Below are 17768 nucleotides of genomic sequence, written 5' to 3' on the forward strand. Positions count from 1 at the left end.
TTTTACTGCCGAATATATTACTTTTGTGTATAACCAAATAACAATGTAAATAAATTGAGCCGTAAAGGCAATAATACATCTCTTCTTTTAAACAGAAAGTTTATAAATACTGACGATACTTCGACAATTTCCTCGGAAATATTTCCTTTCCCCACATAATTTGATACACTACACATGAATAAAAACTTGTATTACATAAACTAAAATAATAACTTACTGTACAAATTAAAAAGCACACTCTTCATATGAAGAATGTGCTTTTATGTTATTAACGTTTAATCCAAACAGCACCTGCCGATTTATCTTCTGCCTGTCCAACAACTTGGAATTTAAGTCCAAGGTTTGGAACTTTTCTTCCTGCGTCTGCAATTTGCTTGTTACTATATACTTTTGAATCATCAAAAGTTGTAACACCTTGTAATCCAGAATAGTTAAACTGACCACGTGTTAATGAATTTACACTCCATGCTGGTGTTTTATCAAATGAAAATGCAGCATCTGCAATTTGCATGCCCGTATTACCGTATGCTGGTTTCCCGTTTAAATTACCAACTAGCGCTTCTGGATGAGAGTCAACAACACCAAGGAATCCTTCACCTGGATGCATCCCAACCCAGTTATCTTTAAAGCTATCATCTGCATACCAAACGACAAGACCTGTATTGTACACTGGACCTTTTCCTGCTTTTAATCCATTATCTGATCCCGCATAGTTTCTCCATTCTAAATAGTAATAATGAGCTTTCTTCTCTGTCCCATCAGAAACAACAAAACCATTTAAATTCATTTTAGAATTTCCTTCTGCATCATCAGAAAATACAACTTGTCCATCAACAGTTACATTTACATTATCCATCGCAAAACCTTTATATGTTACAGCCGGATCTGTAATATAGTCGAATTGTAGTTTCACTTTTTTGCCTTTAAATTGACTTAAATCATATGATTTATCAATCCATTTCCCATCTGTTGTATCTTTATCTCCTTGGACTACTTTTTCTCCAAGTCTATCAATTAACGTCTTCGTTCCATCTTCTGTTACTGCATGTACTTCGACGAAATCGCACTCTGCTTCTAACTCATAATTTGCTTTATAATCGAATTTTGCATTTGTTCCCTTTGTTAAATCAAAGAATGGTGTCTCTAACGTTGTATGCATATCATCGCCTCTTGTACTATAATATGCATGCTTTCCAAACTCCGGTTTAATCGTTTCAACACTTTTACCTGGTAAGTTAACACGTACAACGCCTGGACGATTTGATTTCGTAACACTTTGATCAATATAGGTAGGAACTCCCACACCACTCTTAATTTTATCGTAATCTACTTCTAATATTTTTGCCCAGTTGCCACCCATATTCTTTTGTAAGAAGTCTTTATTTTGTGGTGAAAAACTAGTCGGCTCTGTTCCTGCGATTTTCCCTGTCCAACTACCTCCACTCATTAATGACCAAGCTTCGACTGGTGAACCATTTCCAGTATATTTCGTGTCATATTCATCTGGTAATCCAAGATCATGTCCAAATTCATGTGCAAACACACCTACAGCTCCATCTTCTGGTTCAATTGTGTAATCATGTGCTGCTACTTTACCACCAAAGTATTCTACCTTTGATTTCGTACCTTCAATCGCTACTGGATCTACTGCTAATTTTGAACGATGTGACCAGATCGCATCATCACCTAATTTACCGCCACCAGCTTCTTGACCAACACCAGCATGGATTACCATTAAATGATCAATTACACCGTCAGGTTCATTTTGATTTCCGTCCCTGTTTGTATCATATCTATCAAATTGATCAAACTGGGATAAATCTAGTCCTTTCTCAGCAGCTGCATGCAAAGCTTCTTTCACTAAATCACGTGCACCTTTCGGACCTTTATTATCGTGACCACTGCGACCATCAGCTCCATAATCAGATGCTTTTCCTGGAACAGTTAGCCACTCCGTTACATATCCATCTGTCGTATAACTACCACCAGACTGCTCTTCATAGTATTGTTTAAACGTTTTTACTTTTGAACCATCAAATAAAGTATACGGCTCATTACCGAACAACATCTTTTGATAATGTTCTCTACTAAAGTCTTTCGAATACATATAACCTGGTGTTTGATCAATATTATTATGTTTATAATCACTAAATTCAACGAGTAGCACTAATACTTTATCCGATCGAACAGATCCCTTATATGGAGCTTGCTTTGCTTTTGAAGTTGGAACTTGCCCATTCAATTGCTTTTTATTTGGTTCTAGCTTTTGCTCAAGGCTAACATTTTTTTCAGCCTTTTTTACATTTTCCTTTTCTTCCATCTTTTTCTCTTTTACTTTTTTTGTGAAATCAGACGTTTCTTGTGAGTGAGCATCTGGAAGAATTTCTTTATTCGCCTGATCTCCTTGTTTCTTTTCAATATATTGCTCAACAGCTTTTTTCGTCTCTTCTTTAGAAGATGCTGGATTAATTGTTCCTCTTTCTTTCAGTGCTTCCGCTAAACGATCTTCTTGAATTAAATTGTAATCAATTGGTGTTGTAGATACATTATCTTTCTCTTTTGCTGCCGTTTCTGCATATGCTAACGGAGCACTCATTACAGATGTACATCCAATAATTGCCGCAATTGCTAATGATGACAACACTTTAAATGGTGCTTTTCTTCTCATTCCATTTCTCCCCTTTTATAAAACTTAAAATTCAGATAAATTGGTGCATTTTTGTCGAAATCTCTGTTTACTACCCTCCCTATATAAAAAGACATAATTCTATAAACATTAAGCTTTTTGTTATAGAATCATGCCCTCCAGTTTTCTGGTCAGACCCTCTATCTTTTTATCCCTTGGTTCAATTAATAATCAGTGTGGGGATGAACAAATCCCCCACTGATTAAAGTTTCACTTTATGTCGAAATATGAAAAATAAAGAGTTATGTGATATATATTAAATATCTTATATAACAAATTTAAAAGACAATATGCAAAATTGCATGAAAATTCTTTTAAATAAAAAAGAATCCTAGTCAATTAAACTAGGATTCTTGCTTTTCTATTATTTCTCTTGTGTTTTTTCCCAATCAGCTAAGAATTTCTCAATTCCTTGATCTGTTAATGGGTGCTTCACTAATGAAGCAATTACGTTTGCTGGGATTGTTGCAATATGTGCACCGTTTAATGCTGCGTCAGTTACGTGAACACTGTGACGTACAGATGCTGCAATGATTTCTGTTTCGATGCCATGAATTGCAAAGATTTCTGCGATTTGACGAATTAAATCCATACCGTTATGACCGATATCGTCTAAGCGACCTAAGAATGGTGAAACGTATGTTGCACCAGCACGAGCTGCAAGTAATGCTTGAACTGCTGAGAACACTAATGTAACGTTTGTACGAATTCCTAAATCAGAGAACGCTTTTACTGCTTTTAAACCTTCTGTTGTCATTGGAACTTTTACTACAACGTTTGGAGCAATCTTCGCTAGTTCTTTTCCTTCTTCAATCATCTTATCAGCTTCTAAGCTAATTACTTCTGCACTTACAGGTCCTTCTACAACGTTGCAAATTTCACGAATGCGTTCGTGGAAGTCTACGCCTTCTTTTGCTACAAGTGATGGATTTGTCGTTACTCCAGCTAATACACCTAATTCATTTGCCTCTTTAATTTCGTTAACGTTTGCTGTATCAATAAAGAATTTCATTTGTTGTTCTTCCTTCCTAATTTTCATTTTATATTTATTTATTTTTCTTAATAAGCTCTAATTCAATCGGAATAGATTTGTCCACTTTTTTACCTTGTGTTATCTCTTTTGCTGTTTGCATCGCCTTCTCCCCGATTAATTCCGGTTTTTGAGCAACTGTTGCAGCCATACGCCCATCGTTAACCGCTTTCACTGCATCGTCTGTTGCATCAAATCCAACAACGACTACATCTGTTTTTCCAGCAGACTTCAATGCTTCAAGTGCACCTAATGCCATCTCATCGTTATGCGCAAACACGGCTTTAATATCACCATTTGCTTGCAAAATGTTTTCCATAACAGATAATCCTTTCGCTCTATCAAAATCAGCTGCTTGTTTTGCAACTACTTTTAAAGACTTATCGGCTACGTTATGGAATCCTTTCCCACGTTCACGAGCAGCGGAAGATCCAGGGATTCCTTCTAACTCAGCAACGTTTGCTCCTTCGCCAACTAATTCACGAATGTAATCACTAGCCATTTGACCACCTTCGATATTGTTAGAAGCAATGTGAGAAACAACCTTACCTGAATTCGCAACGCGGTCTACTGTAATAACAGGAACATTTGCTGCATTTGCCGCACTTACTGCTGAAGCAACAGCATCTGAATCGGTCGGATTAATAACAACTACATCGACACCCTTTTGAATTAAATCTTCAACATCGTTCGTTTGCTTTGCTGCATCATTTTGTGCATCAACAGCAATTAATTCGATGCCACTATCTTTCGCTTTCTTTTCTGCACCCTTTTTCAAAGTTACAAAAAATGGATTATTTAAAGTTGAAACAGAGAATCCAACTTTAATAGTTTTATTTCGACCTTTATCGCTAGAATCCTTTGCCCATTCTGGCGGTTCCATTGAACAACCAGCAGTAATGACCATAATACATGCAACGAGTATAAGTAACCATTTCTTCATGAACTGTCCCTCCATTACGCTTCTTTTCTGCGATCAATTAATACAGCTAGTAAGATTACAAGTCCTTTTACAACTTGTTGGAAGAAAGAAGATACACCTAATAAATTTAAACCGTTATTTAATACACCGATAATAAGTACACCGATGAATGTACCAACAATCCATCCTCTTCCCCCAGAAAGACTTGTTCCACCTAATACAACTGCTGCAATTGCATCTAATTCATAAGAAGTACCTGCAGTCGGCTGTGCAGAATCTAATCGTGATGTTAAGACAATACCTGCAAGCGCTGCCAAAATTCCGGAAAGACCGTAAATCATTACTTTAATTCTCGTAACATTAATACCTGATAGTGCTGCTGCTTCTTCATTTCCACCAATTGCAAATGTACGGCGACCAAATGTCGTTTTCTTCAAAATGAAGTACAGTACTGCGAAAGCGATCATCATTGTAACAGCTGGTACCGGAATACCAAGAAAATAACCGCGGCCAAACATTTGGAACATTAAATGATCACCAAGACCAGTGATCGGACGTCCGTCCATATAAACAAGCGTCAACCCACGAAAAATAGTCATTGTTGCCAAAGTTGCAATAAATGGAGCTACTTTTCCTTTCGCAATGATGATACCGTTTACAATTCCCATTACAAGACCTGCTAATAATCCAACTGCCATTGCAAGGAACGGATCCATGCCACTTGCCATCATTCCAGCAACAAGTGCACTTGATAATGCTAAAATAGAACCTACCGATAAGTCAATACCCCCTGTTAAAATTACAAAGGTCATTCCGAATGCAATAAGCGCATTAATCGATACTTGACGCAGTATATTAAATAAATTTGGAATTTCAATAAACGCTGGATTTAAAGCTGTAATTACGACGATAATTAATACTAAACCGATTAAAGAACCGAGTTGTTGTAATACATTCCCCTTCTTAGTCATCCTTACTCTCCCCCTGTAGCTAGTGCCATAATAGACTCTTGTGATGCCTCATCTTTCCCTAAAATTCCGCCTACTTTTCCTTCATGAATAACAAGAACACGATCACTCATCCCTAAAACTTCTGGAAGCTCAGATGATACCATAATAACGGCATCTCCTTGCTCCGTAAGCTTATTCATAATAGAGTAAATTTCTTTTTTCGCTCCAACATCAACACCCCTTGTTGGTTCATCTAAAATGAGTAACTGCGGATGAATGCCTAGCCATTTTGCGATTACAACCTTTTGCTGATTTCCACCAGAAAGAGATTTCACTGCCTGCTCTCCGCTAGATGCTTTCACATTAAGAAGTTTCATCATATCCGCCGTAAACTGTTGTTCTAGCTCGTTGCTTAGAACACTTCCCTTTGAAAGACTTTCTAAATTTGGTAAAGCTAAATTTTCTCGAATTGAAAAACCTAACACTAATCCTTCAGACTTTCTATCTTCTGTAATGAAAGCAATTCTTTGTCTAATTGCATCTATTGGACTATCAATCTTTACTTCTTGTCCATTTATAAAAATTTGTCCAGAGTCTAAAGGTTCATAACCAAATATCGCTTTCATAATATCAGTGCGACCAGCCCCCATCAAACCAGCTACACCAAGGATTTCACCTTTCCTCACTTGAAACGAAACATTTTCAAATTTCCCTTTCTTCGTTCCGTTACGCATTTCAAAAATGACATCACCAATTTGACTATTTCGCTCTGGGTAACGTTCACCAATGCTGCGCCCCACCATCATACTCACTACTTCATCAAATGATGTTTCTGGAATTAATCTCTTTCCGACGAATTCTCCATCACGCAAAATCGTAATAGCATCACATATTGAGAAAATCTCTTCCATACGATGCGAAATGTACACGAATGAAACACCTTCTTTACGTAACTTATTGATTACTGTAAAGAGCGTTTCGATTTCACGATCCGTCAGTGCCGCAGTAGGTTCATCCATAATAATAACGCTCGCGTTTGTCATTAATGCTTTCGCAATTTCGATAATTTGCTGTTGTCCAACCGATAATTCCTCTGCTAACATAGCGCCTCTTACATGCAACCCTAACTCCGCTAGTTGCTGCTGCGCAATCGCGTTCATTTGTCGAGTGCGTAAAATACCTGTTTTCCCATACATTAACTCTTTGCCGAGAAACATATTTTCAGCTACTGTTAAATTCGGCAATATGTTTAGTTCTTGATGTATAAATGCGATGCCGTACTCTTCAGCTTCTTTCGCATTTTTAAAGGTGCGCTCTTGCCCATCAATCGTGATTGTCCCACCATCTTTTTTGTATACACCTGTTAAAATCTTCATGAGCGTTGATTTACCCGCTCCATTTTCCCCCATCAATGCATGGACTTCTCCTGTTTCAATCATAAACTGTGCATTCTTCAAAACAGGATTTCCATTGAACGCCTTTGAAATGTTTTTCATTTCAATATGCATTCCCATCACTTCCCTTTATTAAAAAATCACGCCTGCATGTAAAATTACATTTGCATAAGGCGTAGCCTCGCCTGTACGAATAATCGCCTTCGCTTTCTTTGTATGCTCTTTAAATTGCTCATGAGATACATACTCAAATGCTGGCTCTATTAATTTCTGCTCTATTTCTTTATTTACTTCCGCATTATTTATAATAACTTCTTCTGCTAACGTCACTTTTTCGATTGCCATATCATCAGCTACCACTTGCAATACATCTAAAAAGCTAGGTTTTCCAATTTCAACAGCTAAATCAATTCTTTTTACTCCGCCAGGAATTGGTAAACCGCAATCAGCAATTACAATCGTATCCGTATGCCCAAGTAAAGCAAGGATTGATGCAATCTCACTGTTTAATACGCCGTGTTTCTTCATCCAACAATCACCTGCACTTCACGTACTTTATCTCTCGTTGGCATGCCGCCTTGCGCCCCAAGTTTCGTTACAGAAAGACCACCGGCAATATTCGCGAAACGAATTGCTTTTTGAAGTGTCTCTCCTTCAGAAAGTGCAACTGCTAACGCACCATTAAATGTATCACCAGCTCCAGTTGTATCCACTACATCAACAGCAATGCTAGGAACATGTACAATCTCCGTGCCATTATGGAAACGAACACCGTTAGAACCTTCTGTCATCAATAATTTATTGGGATACTTCGCCAATAAATCTTCAATTGGTGATGTAAAATCATCTAATACGATGCGGCACTCATGTTCATTTGGCGTAATATAAGTCGCTTTTTCTAAAATTTCTTCTGATAAAACTTGTGCTGGCGCTGGATTCAACATAACAGGAATATTATGTTCCTCACAAATAGCCAATACATATTTTACTGTTTCAAGTGGAATTTCTAGTTGAAGAACAACCATATCCGCTTTTACAAGAAGGTCTTTGGAGCGATCTACAACTGACTTATTTACAAGAGCATTCGCCCCTTGTACGACAACAATACTGTTATCTTCTTCTGCTAAAACGATATGAGCAATTCCTGTCGTTCTATCTGTAACCGGTACCACATAATCGATAAAAATGCGTTCGTTCTCTAGATTTTTTCTAACTACTGTTCCATAATCATCATTTCCTACCGCTCCAACCATTGCTACATTTGCTCCTAATCTAGCTGCAGCAACTGCTTGGTTTGCTCCTTTCCCTCCTGGAATTGTATGAAACGCTTCACCAATTACTGTTTCTCCTGCTTTCGGCCGTTTTTTTGAAACAGCCACTAAGTCCATTGAAATGCTCCCTACTACTGCAATATTTGGCATCTGTTTCATCTCCTTACTTCGTTGTATTTCGTTCTATAATTTCAATCGGCAAACGATAGTGTTTCTCTTTTAATGTATTTCCTTCCATTTGCTCTAACAACAACTCTGTTGCAATTTTCCCCATTTCATATATTGGTTGTGCAACTGTCGTAATAGATGGATACATCATTTCCGTTAAAGAAATGCCATCAAATCCGATAATTTGCAAATCATTTGGAATGACAATCCCCTTTTGAAGTGCAGCCTTTACAATACCGATCGCAATTAAATCATTCCCAGCAACAATACCATCAATATGCGGGTATTCTTCTAATAATTCCATCGCTACACGCTCACTATTTGCTGGATCAAACGTACTCTCTGCAATCATATACGAAAGATTATTTTGCGTAATAACGTCTACAAAACCTTCAAAGCGTTCATTTGCAGTACTCACATCACGTGGACCGCGAATATGTGCAATATGTTTACATCCTTTATCTAGTAACAACTTTGTCGCAGCCTGACTTCCTGCATAGTTATCTGCATATACAGTAGGAATACGCTCATTAAACATACGGTCAATCGCAACAACTGGAACAGATACATTCATGTAATTAACACTATTTTGTGGATTCGTTGCTACAATAAATCCATCTACATTATTTTGTCTAAGTACATCAATATATTGTTTCTCTTTTTCTAAACTTTCATCAGAGTTACAAAGGACAACTGTGTAACCTTGTTTATGTGCTACATCTTCTACGGCACGTGCAACTTCCGGAAAGAATGGATTCACGATATTTGGAACAACTAAGCCAATTAAACGAGACTTTTTATTATACAGTGAACGCGCTACTGTACTAGGCTTATAATCTAACATCTCAATTGCACGTTCTACCTTTTTTAATGTATCTTCGTGAACATATCCATTTTTATTTAGAACTCTGGAAACGGTCGCAACAGATACTCCCGCTAATTTCGCAACGTCTTTGATCGTACTCATTCTCTTTTCTCCTCATTTCATGTAACCGTTTACAGAAAATAATATAACGTATTTCTAAAAATACGTCAATCATTTCTCACTAAAAAGCTTTTAAGGTTATACTCAAAAAAGCACCGCCATAAGGCGATGCTTCTTCATTACGAGTATGATACAGTTTTTTCTTTTTCTTTTTCTTCTACAACAGGCTCTTTAGCATCTTTTTTACGATCTGATAATTTAATTTTTTGTAAGAAAATCGTAAAGATGGCACCTACTACGATAAATACTAATCCTGTTAAGAATACAGTATGAAGCGAGTCTACTAAAGAGTTTTTCAAAATAGGTACAATACTGTTAGCGAACGCTTCTGGCATTTGTTTTAATGCCTCTGGGCTAAATAGCATCGAATATAAACCTTGTGGATCTGTGTGAATCATATCTTTAAATTTCGTTACCATTTGTCCCGCTTCTTTCGGGAATGTATCTAATACAGGTACTAAATTCTTTGTTAATGTCGTACCTGAAGTGTTATTCATAATTGATCCTAAAATTGTAATACCAAATGTACCACCGATTTGTCGGAAGAACTGACTTGATGATGTTACAACACCAAGGTCTTTTTTCGGGAAGCTTTCTTGTAACGCTAATGTTAATGTCGGCATTACAAGACCCATTCCTAAACCGATAACCATCATATAAGAAGTAGCTGTAAGCTTCGTTGTGTGCATATCCATCGTTGTTAATAACCAGAAACCACCGGCCATAATAAGCATACCTGCGATAATTTGTGGTTTTACACCAACTTTTAATACAAGTTGCCCACCGATAATACTCATCACAATCATTGTAATCATCATTGGAGTCATAATTGTTCCTGATTCAGCAGCACTTACTCCTACAATACCTTGCATGAAGAATGGTACGAACATAATCGCGCCGAACATTCCAATACTCATAAAGAATCCAATCGCATTCAGTATTGTAAATGTGCGATTTTTAAAGAAATGCATTGGTAAAATTGGCTCTTCAGCTTTCGTTTCAACGATAACAAAGCTAACGATACCAATTACAGCTAGTGCAAATAAACCGATAATTTGCCAAGAATCCCATGCATAATCTTTTCCGCCAAACGTTAGCGCAAGTAATAAACTTACAACACCGAGAATCATCGTAAAGATTCCAGCGATATCAATTTTAATTGGTCCTGTTTGTTTATGCGATTTTAATCCCATTGCAATAAAGATTGTTGCTAAAATACCAACCGGTAAGTTAATGTAGAATACCCATCTCCAGTTCACTGCATCTACAATCCAACCACCAACTTGTGGTCCAATTACAGAAGCAAGGCCGTATAACGCACCAAAAATACCTTGCCATTTTGCACGTTCTTTTCCCGTGAACATATCTCCAATAATAATCATAGCCATTGGCATCATAATACCGCCACCAAGACCTTGAATACCACGGAAAATAATTAATTCTGTCATACCATTTGCCATGCCACATAACGCCGAACCAATCATGAAAATAACTAGCCCTGTTATATATACGTTACGACGACCAAGTAAATCCGCTAATTTACCTGCAATTGGTACAACTGTCGTTGATGTTAACATATAAGCTGTCGTTAACCATGTCATTAAACTTAATCCACCTAGGTCACCGACGATACGTGGCATTGCTGTACCAACAATTGTTCCATCTAATGCAGCAAATAGCATCGCGATAATTAAACCGATTAACAACAACTTTCTATTTTGATTTTCTTGTTGCTCCATGTAATCTCCTCAATTCCTCTTATTTATTCTCTTTTTTCTCTTGTGTCCCGCAAATAATGGTTTCTAACTTCTCAAAGAGACGTAATAAATCTTCTCTTTCTTGCAACTCTAAATGTGAAAAGTATTTTGCAATGTGCTCGTTACGAGCTGTCATTGCCTCTTCTACTCTAGCTTTCCCCTTTTTCGTTAACTCGATGATGACAACGCGACGGTCATCTTTGTCGTGATAGCGTTCTACAAGTTCTTGATCGATTAGACGATCAATCATCACTGTAATCGCGCTAGGCTTCACATACATCTTTTTCGCTAATGTTGTCGCTCTTGAAGCCCCATAATGATCTAGAATCTTTAAAATATAAAACTGCGGTGGTGTAAGTCCTGTCGCTTGCATTTGTTCTAATAACTCCGTCTGCATTTTCTTTCCAATCGAAAAGGCAAGAGCTTGAATTTTATCGATATGCGTCATATCATTTGGCATGTTATCCACCTCTTATTTAAACAATAAAATATTTAATGTATTTAAATATTAATCCCACGAACAAAATCCGTCAATACTTTTATTCATAAAAACGTTTACATTTTTGTCACAAAGTTGTATAATTTTCGACGAAGTTAATATTGACAGTCACGGAGAAACGGAGTACACGGCTATGAATCATAAAAAAGGAAACTTTTTTATATTTCATGGCCTTTTTATGTTCTCTGTCTTAAAACGCTTCGAATTAATTAGGGGAGGATTTTCATTTTATGTTTTTCACACAATTATTTAAACCTGCGCCCCACGCGGAACGCTTACCAGCTGATCGCGTTGATAGCGAATACCGTAAATTACGTTTACAAGTATTCTTAGGTATCTTCATCGGTTATGCAGGTTACTACTTTGTTCGAAAAAACTTTTCACTAGCAATGCCATACTTAATCGAGCAAGGCTTTAGTAAAGGGGAACTTGGGGTTATCCTTTCAGCAGTTTCTATCGCTTACGGATTAAGTAAATTTCTTATGGGTATCGTATCCGATCGTTGTAATCCTCGCTACTTTTTAGCAGCTGGGCTATTTTTATCAGGTATCATTAATATTATTTTCGGCTCATTTTCTTTCATTACAACGAGCATTATACTTATGTTTGTACTTCAGTTTTTAAATGGATGGGTACAAGGTATGGGATGGCCTCCTTGTGGTCGTACGATGGTTCACTGGTTCTCTATTAGCGAACGTGGTACAAAAATGTCTATTTGGAACGTCGCTCATAATGTTGGCGGAGCGCTTATGCCTTCCCTTGTAACATTAGGCTTATACTTCTTCGCAGATGACTGGAAAAGTATTTTTTACTTCCCAGGTATTCTTTCAATTTTAGTTGGTATTTATGTATTAATTACAATGAAAGATACGCCTCAATCTTGTGGACTACCTTCTATTGAAGAACATACTGGAGAATATCCACCAGATGAAAAAGTAAAAGATCGCGAACGCGAGCTTTCAGTAAAGGAAATTTTATTTAAATACGTATTAAACAATAAGTTTTTATGGTACATCGCTATTGCGAACGTTTTCGTATATTTCGTGCGTTACGGCGTTGTAGACTGGGCTCCTACTTATTTAGTAGAAGAAAAAAGCTTTACTCATAGTAGCTCACGTACTGCTTACGCTCTATATGAATGGGCTGGTATTCCAGGTACACTTCTTTGCGGATGGATGAGTGATAAACTATTTAAAGGACGTCGTGCACCTGCTGGTATTTTATTTATGGTTGGTGTATTTATCGCAGTTCTTGTTTACTGGTTAAACCCTCCTGGTAATCCAATGGTTGATAGTATCGCACTTGTCGCAATTGGATTTTTAATTTACGGACCGGTTATGTTAATTGGTCTACACGCTCTAGATTTAGCACCAAAGAAAGCTGCTGGAACTGCAGCAGGCTTAACTGGATTCTTCGGTTACTTAGGCGGAGCTGCTTTCGCTAGTGCAGCTATGGGCTTTATCGTAGATGCATTCGGATGGGATGGCGGATTCATCTTATTACTTGCATCTTGCGTACTTGCAATGTTCTTCCTTGCTCTTACTTTAAAGACAGGGTCAGTAAAATCAAAACAAGCTTAAATAATATATAACAAGCATAAAAATAGCTCTTAGCATTTACATACATGCTAAGAGCTATTTTTTATTTTCATTGCTGTTCCTACTAATGATAACAACCAATTCCTTCCCTACTATAAGATTAAAAGATTTGATGAAACACCTTTATTAAAACAGCTAACGTAACAGATGCAGCAAATCCCCCTAAACAAATAAGACTGACACCTTGGCTATATGACAAATTTTGAAATGATTTCATTACTTCCATCCTCCCTATCTCCCCTTTGATACTTTTATTTTACCAATGGGAAAAATTTCATAACATCGATTTCTCTAACAACTAACTTACAAATTTGTAAGTTAACATCTTTTCAACTTATATATCTAGTATTTCCACAAATAAGAGTCATTTATACATAAAAAAAGACCTCAGTTATACTAAGGTCTTCGTTACATTCTATTTCATTTTACAATCATCACTGGACATTTCACACGCTTTGCTATTTTATGACTTACACTTCCCAGCACCATTTCTTGCAGTGTATTGAGCCCTCTACTTCCAGCAATGACAAGATCTATATCTCCTGTATTTACATATTGAACAATTGTATCTCCAGGATCACCATGTAATATCGTAATTGTATAAGAAATGTTCTCTTTCTTTAATAAACCTTCAATCTCTTTTAATTTATCTTTTCGACTAGCCGATATTGTTTCTAAATCTGTTTGACCTTGTATAATATCTGATTTTGCCGTTCTATTATCTACTACGTACACAACTTCTACATTTGTTTCTTCGCTACATTTCGCAATATAGGTTGCATGCTCCGCTGCTCGAAGTGCATGTTCAGAACCGTCACATGCTAATATAATTTGTTTGTACATATGCTGAATCCCCTTTTCGTTATCCTATTCGTATTATATAATAAAGCCCCCTAAAAAGGAGGCTTTTAACTAGCAATTCTTTTATTATAAGTCGCTAAATTTGCAACAAGTTTTGAACTACGTTCATTTAATCCTGTTATAGTTACTTTCACACCACTTTGTTCATACTTCATGATAACTTTATCAATTGATGCCACTGCTGAATCATCCCATACGTGCGCATGAGTAAAATTCATTTCAATTCCTTTTACATCTTCTTTAAATGAAAAATTATTTATGAAATCGGCTGTAGCTACAAAGAAAAGTTGACCGTGAATTTCGTATATTTTCTTATTTTCAATATATAAATGTTTCACGTGAATCTTTGCCATATTGAATGCAAATAACACCGCACTAATTACTGTTCCGATAATTACACCTAATGCTAAATTATGTGTAATTAGGACAATCACAACTGTTACAATCATAACAAATGCGTTTCCTTTTGGTACTTTATGAATTGTTGTTACAGAGTTCCAATCAAACGTTCCGATTGAAACCATGATCTTTAACAAGCGTTACCATTAATAATGCCATTGCACCTGTTGCAGCTGAAATCATCCCAGTTCTTCCGCCAACAAATGAAATGGTAACTGCAATACAAAAGGCTGCGTATAGTCCAACTGTTGGATCCACGCCTGCAATAACAGAGAAGGCTATCGCTTCAGGGATTAATGCTAAAGCAACGACAATTCCTGATAACACGTCCCCTCTCACATTAGAAAACCAATCATTTTTTATCGTTTGAAACAAAATACCACTCCTCTACTCCTTTATCATTTGATTTTCTCCATAAGAAAATCTAGCCGACTGCACGAAGGCTATTATATAACGAGTAGAAGATTTTTTGCTATGTAAAAGTTTCCGAAAAAAGATGTTACCTTCGTAGCTTCTTTTCTGAGAATATCAGGAAAACTTTAAATATACTATCATCTATTGTTGATTTAACGTACAATGATTTCGGATTCTACAGTATGTCAAATGAAGAGAACTTTGTTTGGATGAATGAAAAATGCACATGTAATTTAGTTCATTTAATTGAATAATCCAAGGATCAAGATATTAGCTACCAAGGGAATTCATTTAAAGTTCTATAGATATTTCCACTTCATATATGAGGTTTAGTTTTGATGGTTTAGGATTAGAGGAGTTTATGCTAATTTAATGAAAATAGTAAGAGCACTCTTTCGAGTGCTCATTTTATGCAGATACAGTTGCTTTATCCTTACGGAATATACCCATTAACCCACCGATTAATAGTAATACGCCTGGTAATAAGTAAATTATAGAAATACAAATAAATCCACCGATAGCAGCCACAGTCATCATAATACCGCCAACCTTCGCTTTACTTCTTACCATAACAGATCCAACAATTCCTAAGATCGATAGAGCCACAGCTCCCCAACCTAAACCAATAACAGTATTTGCTCCATCAGCTTCAAAAGCAGCTCCCATACCGCCGATCAATAAAGCAACAAATGCACAAATAATACCAAAAATACCTCCAATAAGACCTAATACAAATTCAGCTGTTCTTTTCATTTCAATCTCTCCTTATTTAGCAACTTCAAATTCAAATTTCACTGATTTCTCGTCAAATGTAAATGTAGGTTTAAATGTACCAACAAACTTATCACCTTCTGGTACATCAAATAACATTTTGTTTGTAATTTGGTTACCTGGCGCAATATTTTCGTTTATAAACGTATTTTCCCCACCAAAGTACTCTTTGAATTGGTTGCCGTTAGTATCAGCAATTTTTAATTCAGAAGTTCCAAAATATATATCTTTTTTGCCATTATTTTTAGCATTAAAAGCGATTTCTAGTACTTTCCCTTTTTCAGCTTTTACGTATTCGTTAGGCTCAACGAATTTAGCTGAACTGAAAGTAAGTTGTAAGCCATTAACTTCTACCGTATCTCCAATTTTATAAATCTTGCTTTCAGCTTTTTCCTTTTTATCTTTCTTTTCAGCCTGTTTAGGAGCATCGTTTTTACTCACTTCTTTAACTTCAGTTTCACCACAAGCAGCTAAACTAAAAGCAAGTGCACCTGTTAAAGCAATAGTACCCAATTTTTATACATTTCTTTTCCTCCGATTATGTAAAATGTAAGATTTCCGAAACTATCATAACAGAAACAGTTACAACTTTTTTGTCATATTTTGTCGAGGAAAATAAAAAAAGACGCTATATCAGTAGCGTCTTTGCTCATTTCATTAATGTCCACCGTGTCCTTGACCACTTTCCTGAACAATTTCTAACCTCTCATCTAGTATTCCTTGTGTTTCAAATGAAATATCACTCGTACTTCCTAATAAGAAACCGTGATTATATGGTCCAAGTGTTGGATCATCTTTAAACTTCGGCTGAATGCTTGCAAGGAAGTCATACACTGGTTGGGAAGCTTTACCTTCTTCTAATAATACAACAGGTGCATGTTTACCCATATGTGAAAAAGGTGCCCCAGCAACTGCTAAATCTGGTGTTTTACTTGAAACAAATGATAAACCGTGACCAGGTTTTGTGAATCCCCAGCCAAATTTTGTTTTTTCATCTTTAAATTTAGCGAACGCAATCGAGTTTTCTGTAGGGGTCTCTCCACTAATACGCGTTACTTTCCCGTATTTGCTTAGCTCTTTTTCTACTTCTTTTGAAACAATTTTTTCTGGCCCTAATACATATATATTTGCTTTATCTTTTCTCATTTTTAATGCCTCTATTGTCGCTTCTGGCACTTTATTCTTTTCTGTATAGAGTAGTGGTTCCGGCATATGAGAAATCCAATTTACAGCGGGGGTTGTATATAAACGTCCTTCTTCTGCAGACGAACCGATAATAACACTATTTGGGTAGCTTCCTGTTATATCGGCATACTCCTTATCAACATCCTTCGCAAATATAGCTGGGTCCGTTTCTTTTATTTGTTTTACTTTATAACCTTTTAATTGTTCAAGCGCGCTAGTACCTACATCTCCCATCACCATAATTTGTGTTCCATCTTTCGTTCCGATTGGATTTAATCGTTTTATTTCTTTTAACGTCATTTCCGGTATCTTTTCTTTTTCTATAAATAAAATCGGCCCGTTATTCGGATGATGAATAAGATCTGCACTCGCAATACCTAATTGCCACTCGCTTGCTGGTACTAAAATAACAGCACCTGGCTGGTTCTCCTTATGAGTTGCTGGCCATATCGTTTGCGAAGTTAATACTGCCATTTGCGAAGGATCATTTGTGTTTAATCTCGTTACATTTTTTAAACTTGTCGTTAATAAATCATTAGATGCACCTTGGTTCATTTCTTTTGGCGCCGTTACCTCCTGATTCATTTTCATTTCCTTTTGCTCTGTTTTCTTCTCTTTTGTAGATTCATGGTTTTTATGGTCTGTATTCGTTTGTCCGCATGCAGCAAGACCAACTGCTGTAATTATTGTTATACCAAAAATTCGGGTCATTTTTTTCACTATACCGCCTCCGTATTAATCATTTTTGAGCCAATATGATTACCTAAAATGTAATTTCAACTCCACAATAACAAGCAATTCTGAAGAAATTATGCAGACACATCATAATCTGCACCATTTCTTCATGATTTTGCATTACACTTTAAGTAACGATTATA

The 17768-nt window shown here is 36.5% G+C and carries 16 protein-coding genes and 1 pseudogene; 1 reads left to right on the plus strand and 16 read right to left on the minus strand.

The genetic code is table 11. The annotated features are described in order from the left end of the window. Positions 1-268: 268 nt before the first annotated feature. From inhA2 to D1166_RS16245, 10 genes are all read right to left on the minus strand, one after another. Entirely contained in the window at positions 269-2668 is a 2400-nt protein-coding gene (gene inhA2 / locus D1166_RS16200; protein ID WP_097861489.1) for a M6 family metalloprotease immune inhibitor InhA2, read from the minus strand. A 382-nt stretch (positions 2669-3050) separates the two neighbouring features. Further along, the gene (gene fsa, locus D1166_RS16205; protein ID WP_000667698.1) at positions 3051-3698 is read right to left on the minus strand and encodes a fructose-6-phosphate aldolase; all 648 of its coding nucleotides are present in this window, start codon (positions 3696-3698) and stop codon (positions 3051-3053) included. A gap of 34 nt (positions 3699-3732) precedes the next feature. Continuing rightward, positions 3733-4659 (minus strand): ribose ABC transporter substrate-binding protein RbsB, encoded by a 927-nt coding sequence (gene rbsB, locus D1166_RS16210; protein WP_000758974.1) that lies wholly within the window; start codon positions 4657-4659, stop codon positions 3733-3735. A gap of 14 nt (positions 4660-4673) precedes the next feature. Beyond that, entirely contained in the window at positions 4674-5609 is a 936-nt protein-coding gene (locus D1166_RS16215; RefSeq protein ID WP_000162129.1) for an ABC transporter permease subunit, read from the minus strand. Between the two features lie 2 nt (positions 5610-5611). Next, entirely contained in the window at positions 5612-7096 is a 1485-nt protein-coding gene (gene rbsA, locus D1166_RS16220; RefSeq protein ID WP_097855847.1) for a ribose ABC transporter ATP-binding protein RbsA, read from the minus strand. Positions 7097-7114: 18 nt separating this feature from the next. Next, positions 7115-7510 carry a D-ribose pyranase gene (gene rbsD, locus D1166_RS16225; RefSeq protein WP_097855837.1) on the minus strand — a complete coding sequence of 132 codons (396 nt, stop codon included), beginning with the start codon at positions 7508-7510 and terminating at the stop codon, positions 7115-7117. Then, entirely contained in the window at positions 7507-8403 is an 897-nt protein-coding gene (rbsK, locus tag D1166_RS16230) for a ribokinase (protein WP_001132864.1), read from the minus strand. Before rbsK ends, rbsD begins: the two co-directional genes overlap by 4 nt. Before the next feature lie 13 nt (positions 8404-8416). Continuing rightward, positions 8417-9388, minus strand: a complete 972-nt coding sequence (gene rbsR / locus D1166_RS16235; RefSeq protein ID WP_047385621.1) for a ribose operon transcriptional repressor RbsR — start codon at positions 9386-9388, stop codon at positions 8417-8419. 137 nt (positions 9389-9525) lie between these two features. Further along, positions 9526-11145: an MDR family MFS transporter gene (locus D1166_RS16240; protein WP_097861490.1), complete on the minus strand. Its 1620-nt coding sequence runs from the start codon at positions 11143-11145 to the stop codon at positions 9526-9528. A gap of 19 nt (positions 11146-11164) precedes the next feature. Beyond that, positions 11165-11623, minus strand: coding sequence for a MarR family winged helix-turn-helix transcriptional regulator (locus D1166_RS16245; protein WP_089170418.1), 459 nt, complete (start codon positions 11621-11623; stop codon positions 11165-11167). Between the two features lie 269 nt (positions 11624-11892). Between D1166_RS16245 and glpT the strand changes: the two genes are divergently transcribed. Then, the gene (glpT, locus tag D1166_RS16250) at positions 11893-13242 is read left to right on the plus strand and encodes a glycerol-3-phosphate transporter (RefSeq protein ID WP_000466383.1); all 1350 of its coding nucleotides are present in this window, start codon (positions 11893-11895) and stop codon (positions 13240-13242) included. Positions 13243-13360: 118 nt separating this feature from the next. Here the strand turns inward: glpT and D1166_RS16255 are convergent, their stop codons facing one another. The 6 genes and pseudogenes from D1166_RS16255 to D1166_RS16280 all read right to left on the minus strand — a co-directional run bounded on the left by D1166_RS16255 (position 13361) and on the right by D1166_RS16280 (position 17610). Next, positions 13361-13477 carry a DUF4027 family protein gene (locus D1166_RS16255; RefSeq protein WP_000834733.1) on the minus strand — a complete coding sequence of 39 codons (117 nt, stop codon included), beginning with the start codon at positions 13475-13477 and terminating at the stop codon, positions 13361-13363. 203 nt (positions 13478-13680) lie between these two features. After that, complete coding sequence (locus D1166_RS16260; RefSeq protein ID WP_000277999.1) at positions 13681-14103, minus strand: universal stress protein; 423 nt, start codon at positions 14101-14103, stop codon at positions 13681-13683. A 65-nt stretch (positions 14104-14168) separates the two neighbouring features. Further along, a pseudogene (locus D1166_RS16265) lies at positions 14169-14895 on the minus strand (SulP family inorganic anion transporter). A gap of 447 nt (positions 14896-15342) precedes the next feature. Next, positions 15343-15687: a DUF4064 domain-containing protein gene (locus tag D1166_RS16270; RefSeq protein WP_000831286.1), complete on the minus strand. Its 345-nt coding sequence runs from the start codon at positions 15685-15687 to the stop codon at positions 15343-15345. Between the two features lie 12 nt (positions 15688-15699). Beyond that, positions 15700-16218: a DUF4352 domain-containing protein gene (locus tag D1166_RS16275; RefSeq protein WP_118043356.1), complete on the minus strand. Its 519-nt coding sequence runs from the start codon at positions 16216-16218 to the stop codon at positions 15700-15702. Positions 16219-16362: 144 nt separating this feature from the next. Then, the gene (locus tag D1166_RS16280; RefSeq protein WP_006918012.1) at positions 16363-17610 is read right to left on the minus strand and encodes a hypothetical protein; all 1248 of its coding nucleotides are present in this window, start codon (positions 17608-17610) and stop codon (positions 16363-16365) included. Positions 17611-17768 lie beyond the last annotated feature (158 nt).

Source organism: Bacillus sp. ISO11 (assembly GCF_003458115.1).
GTDB lineage: Bacteria > Bacillota > Bacilli > Bacillales > Bacillaceae_G > Bacillus_A > Bacillus_A cereus.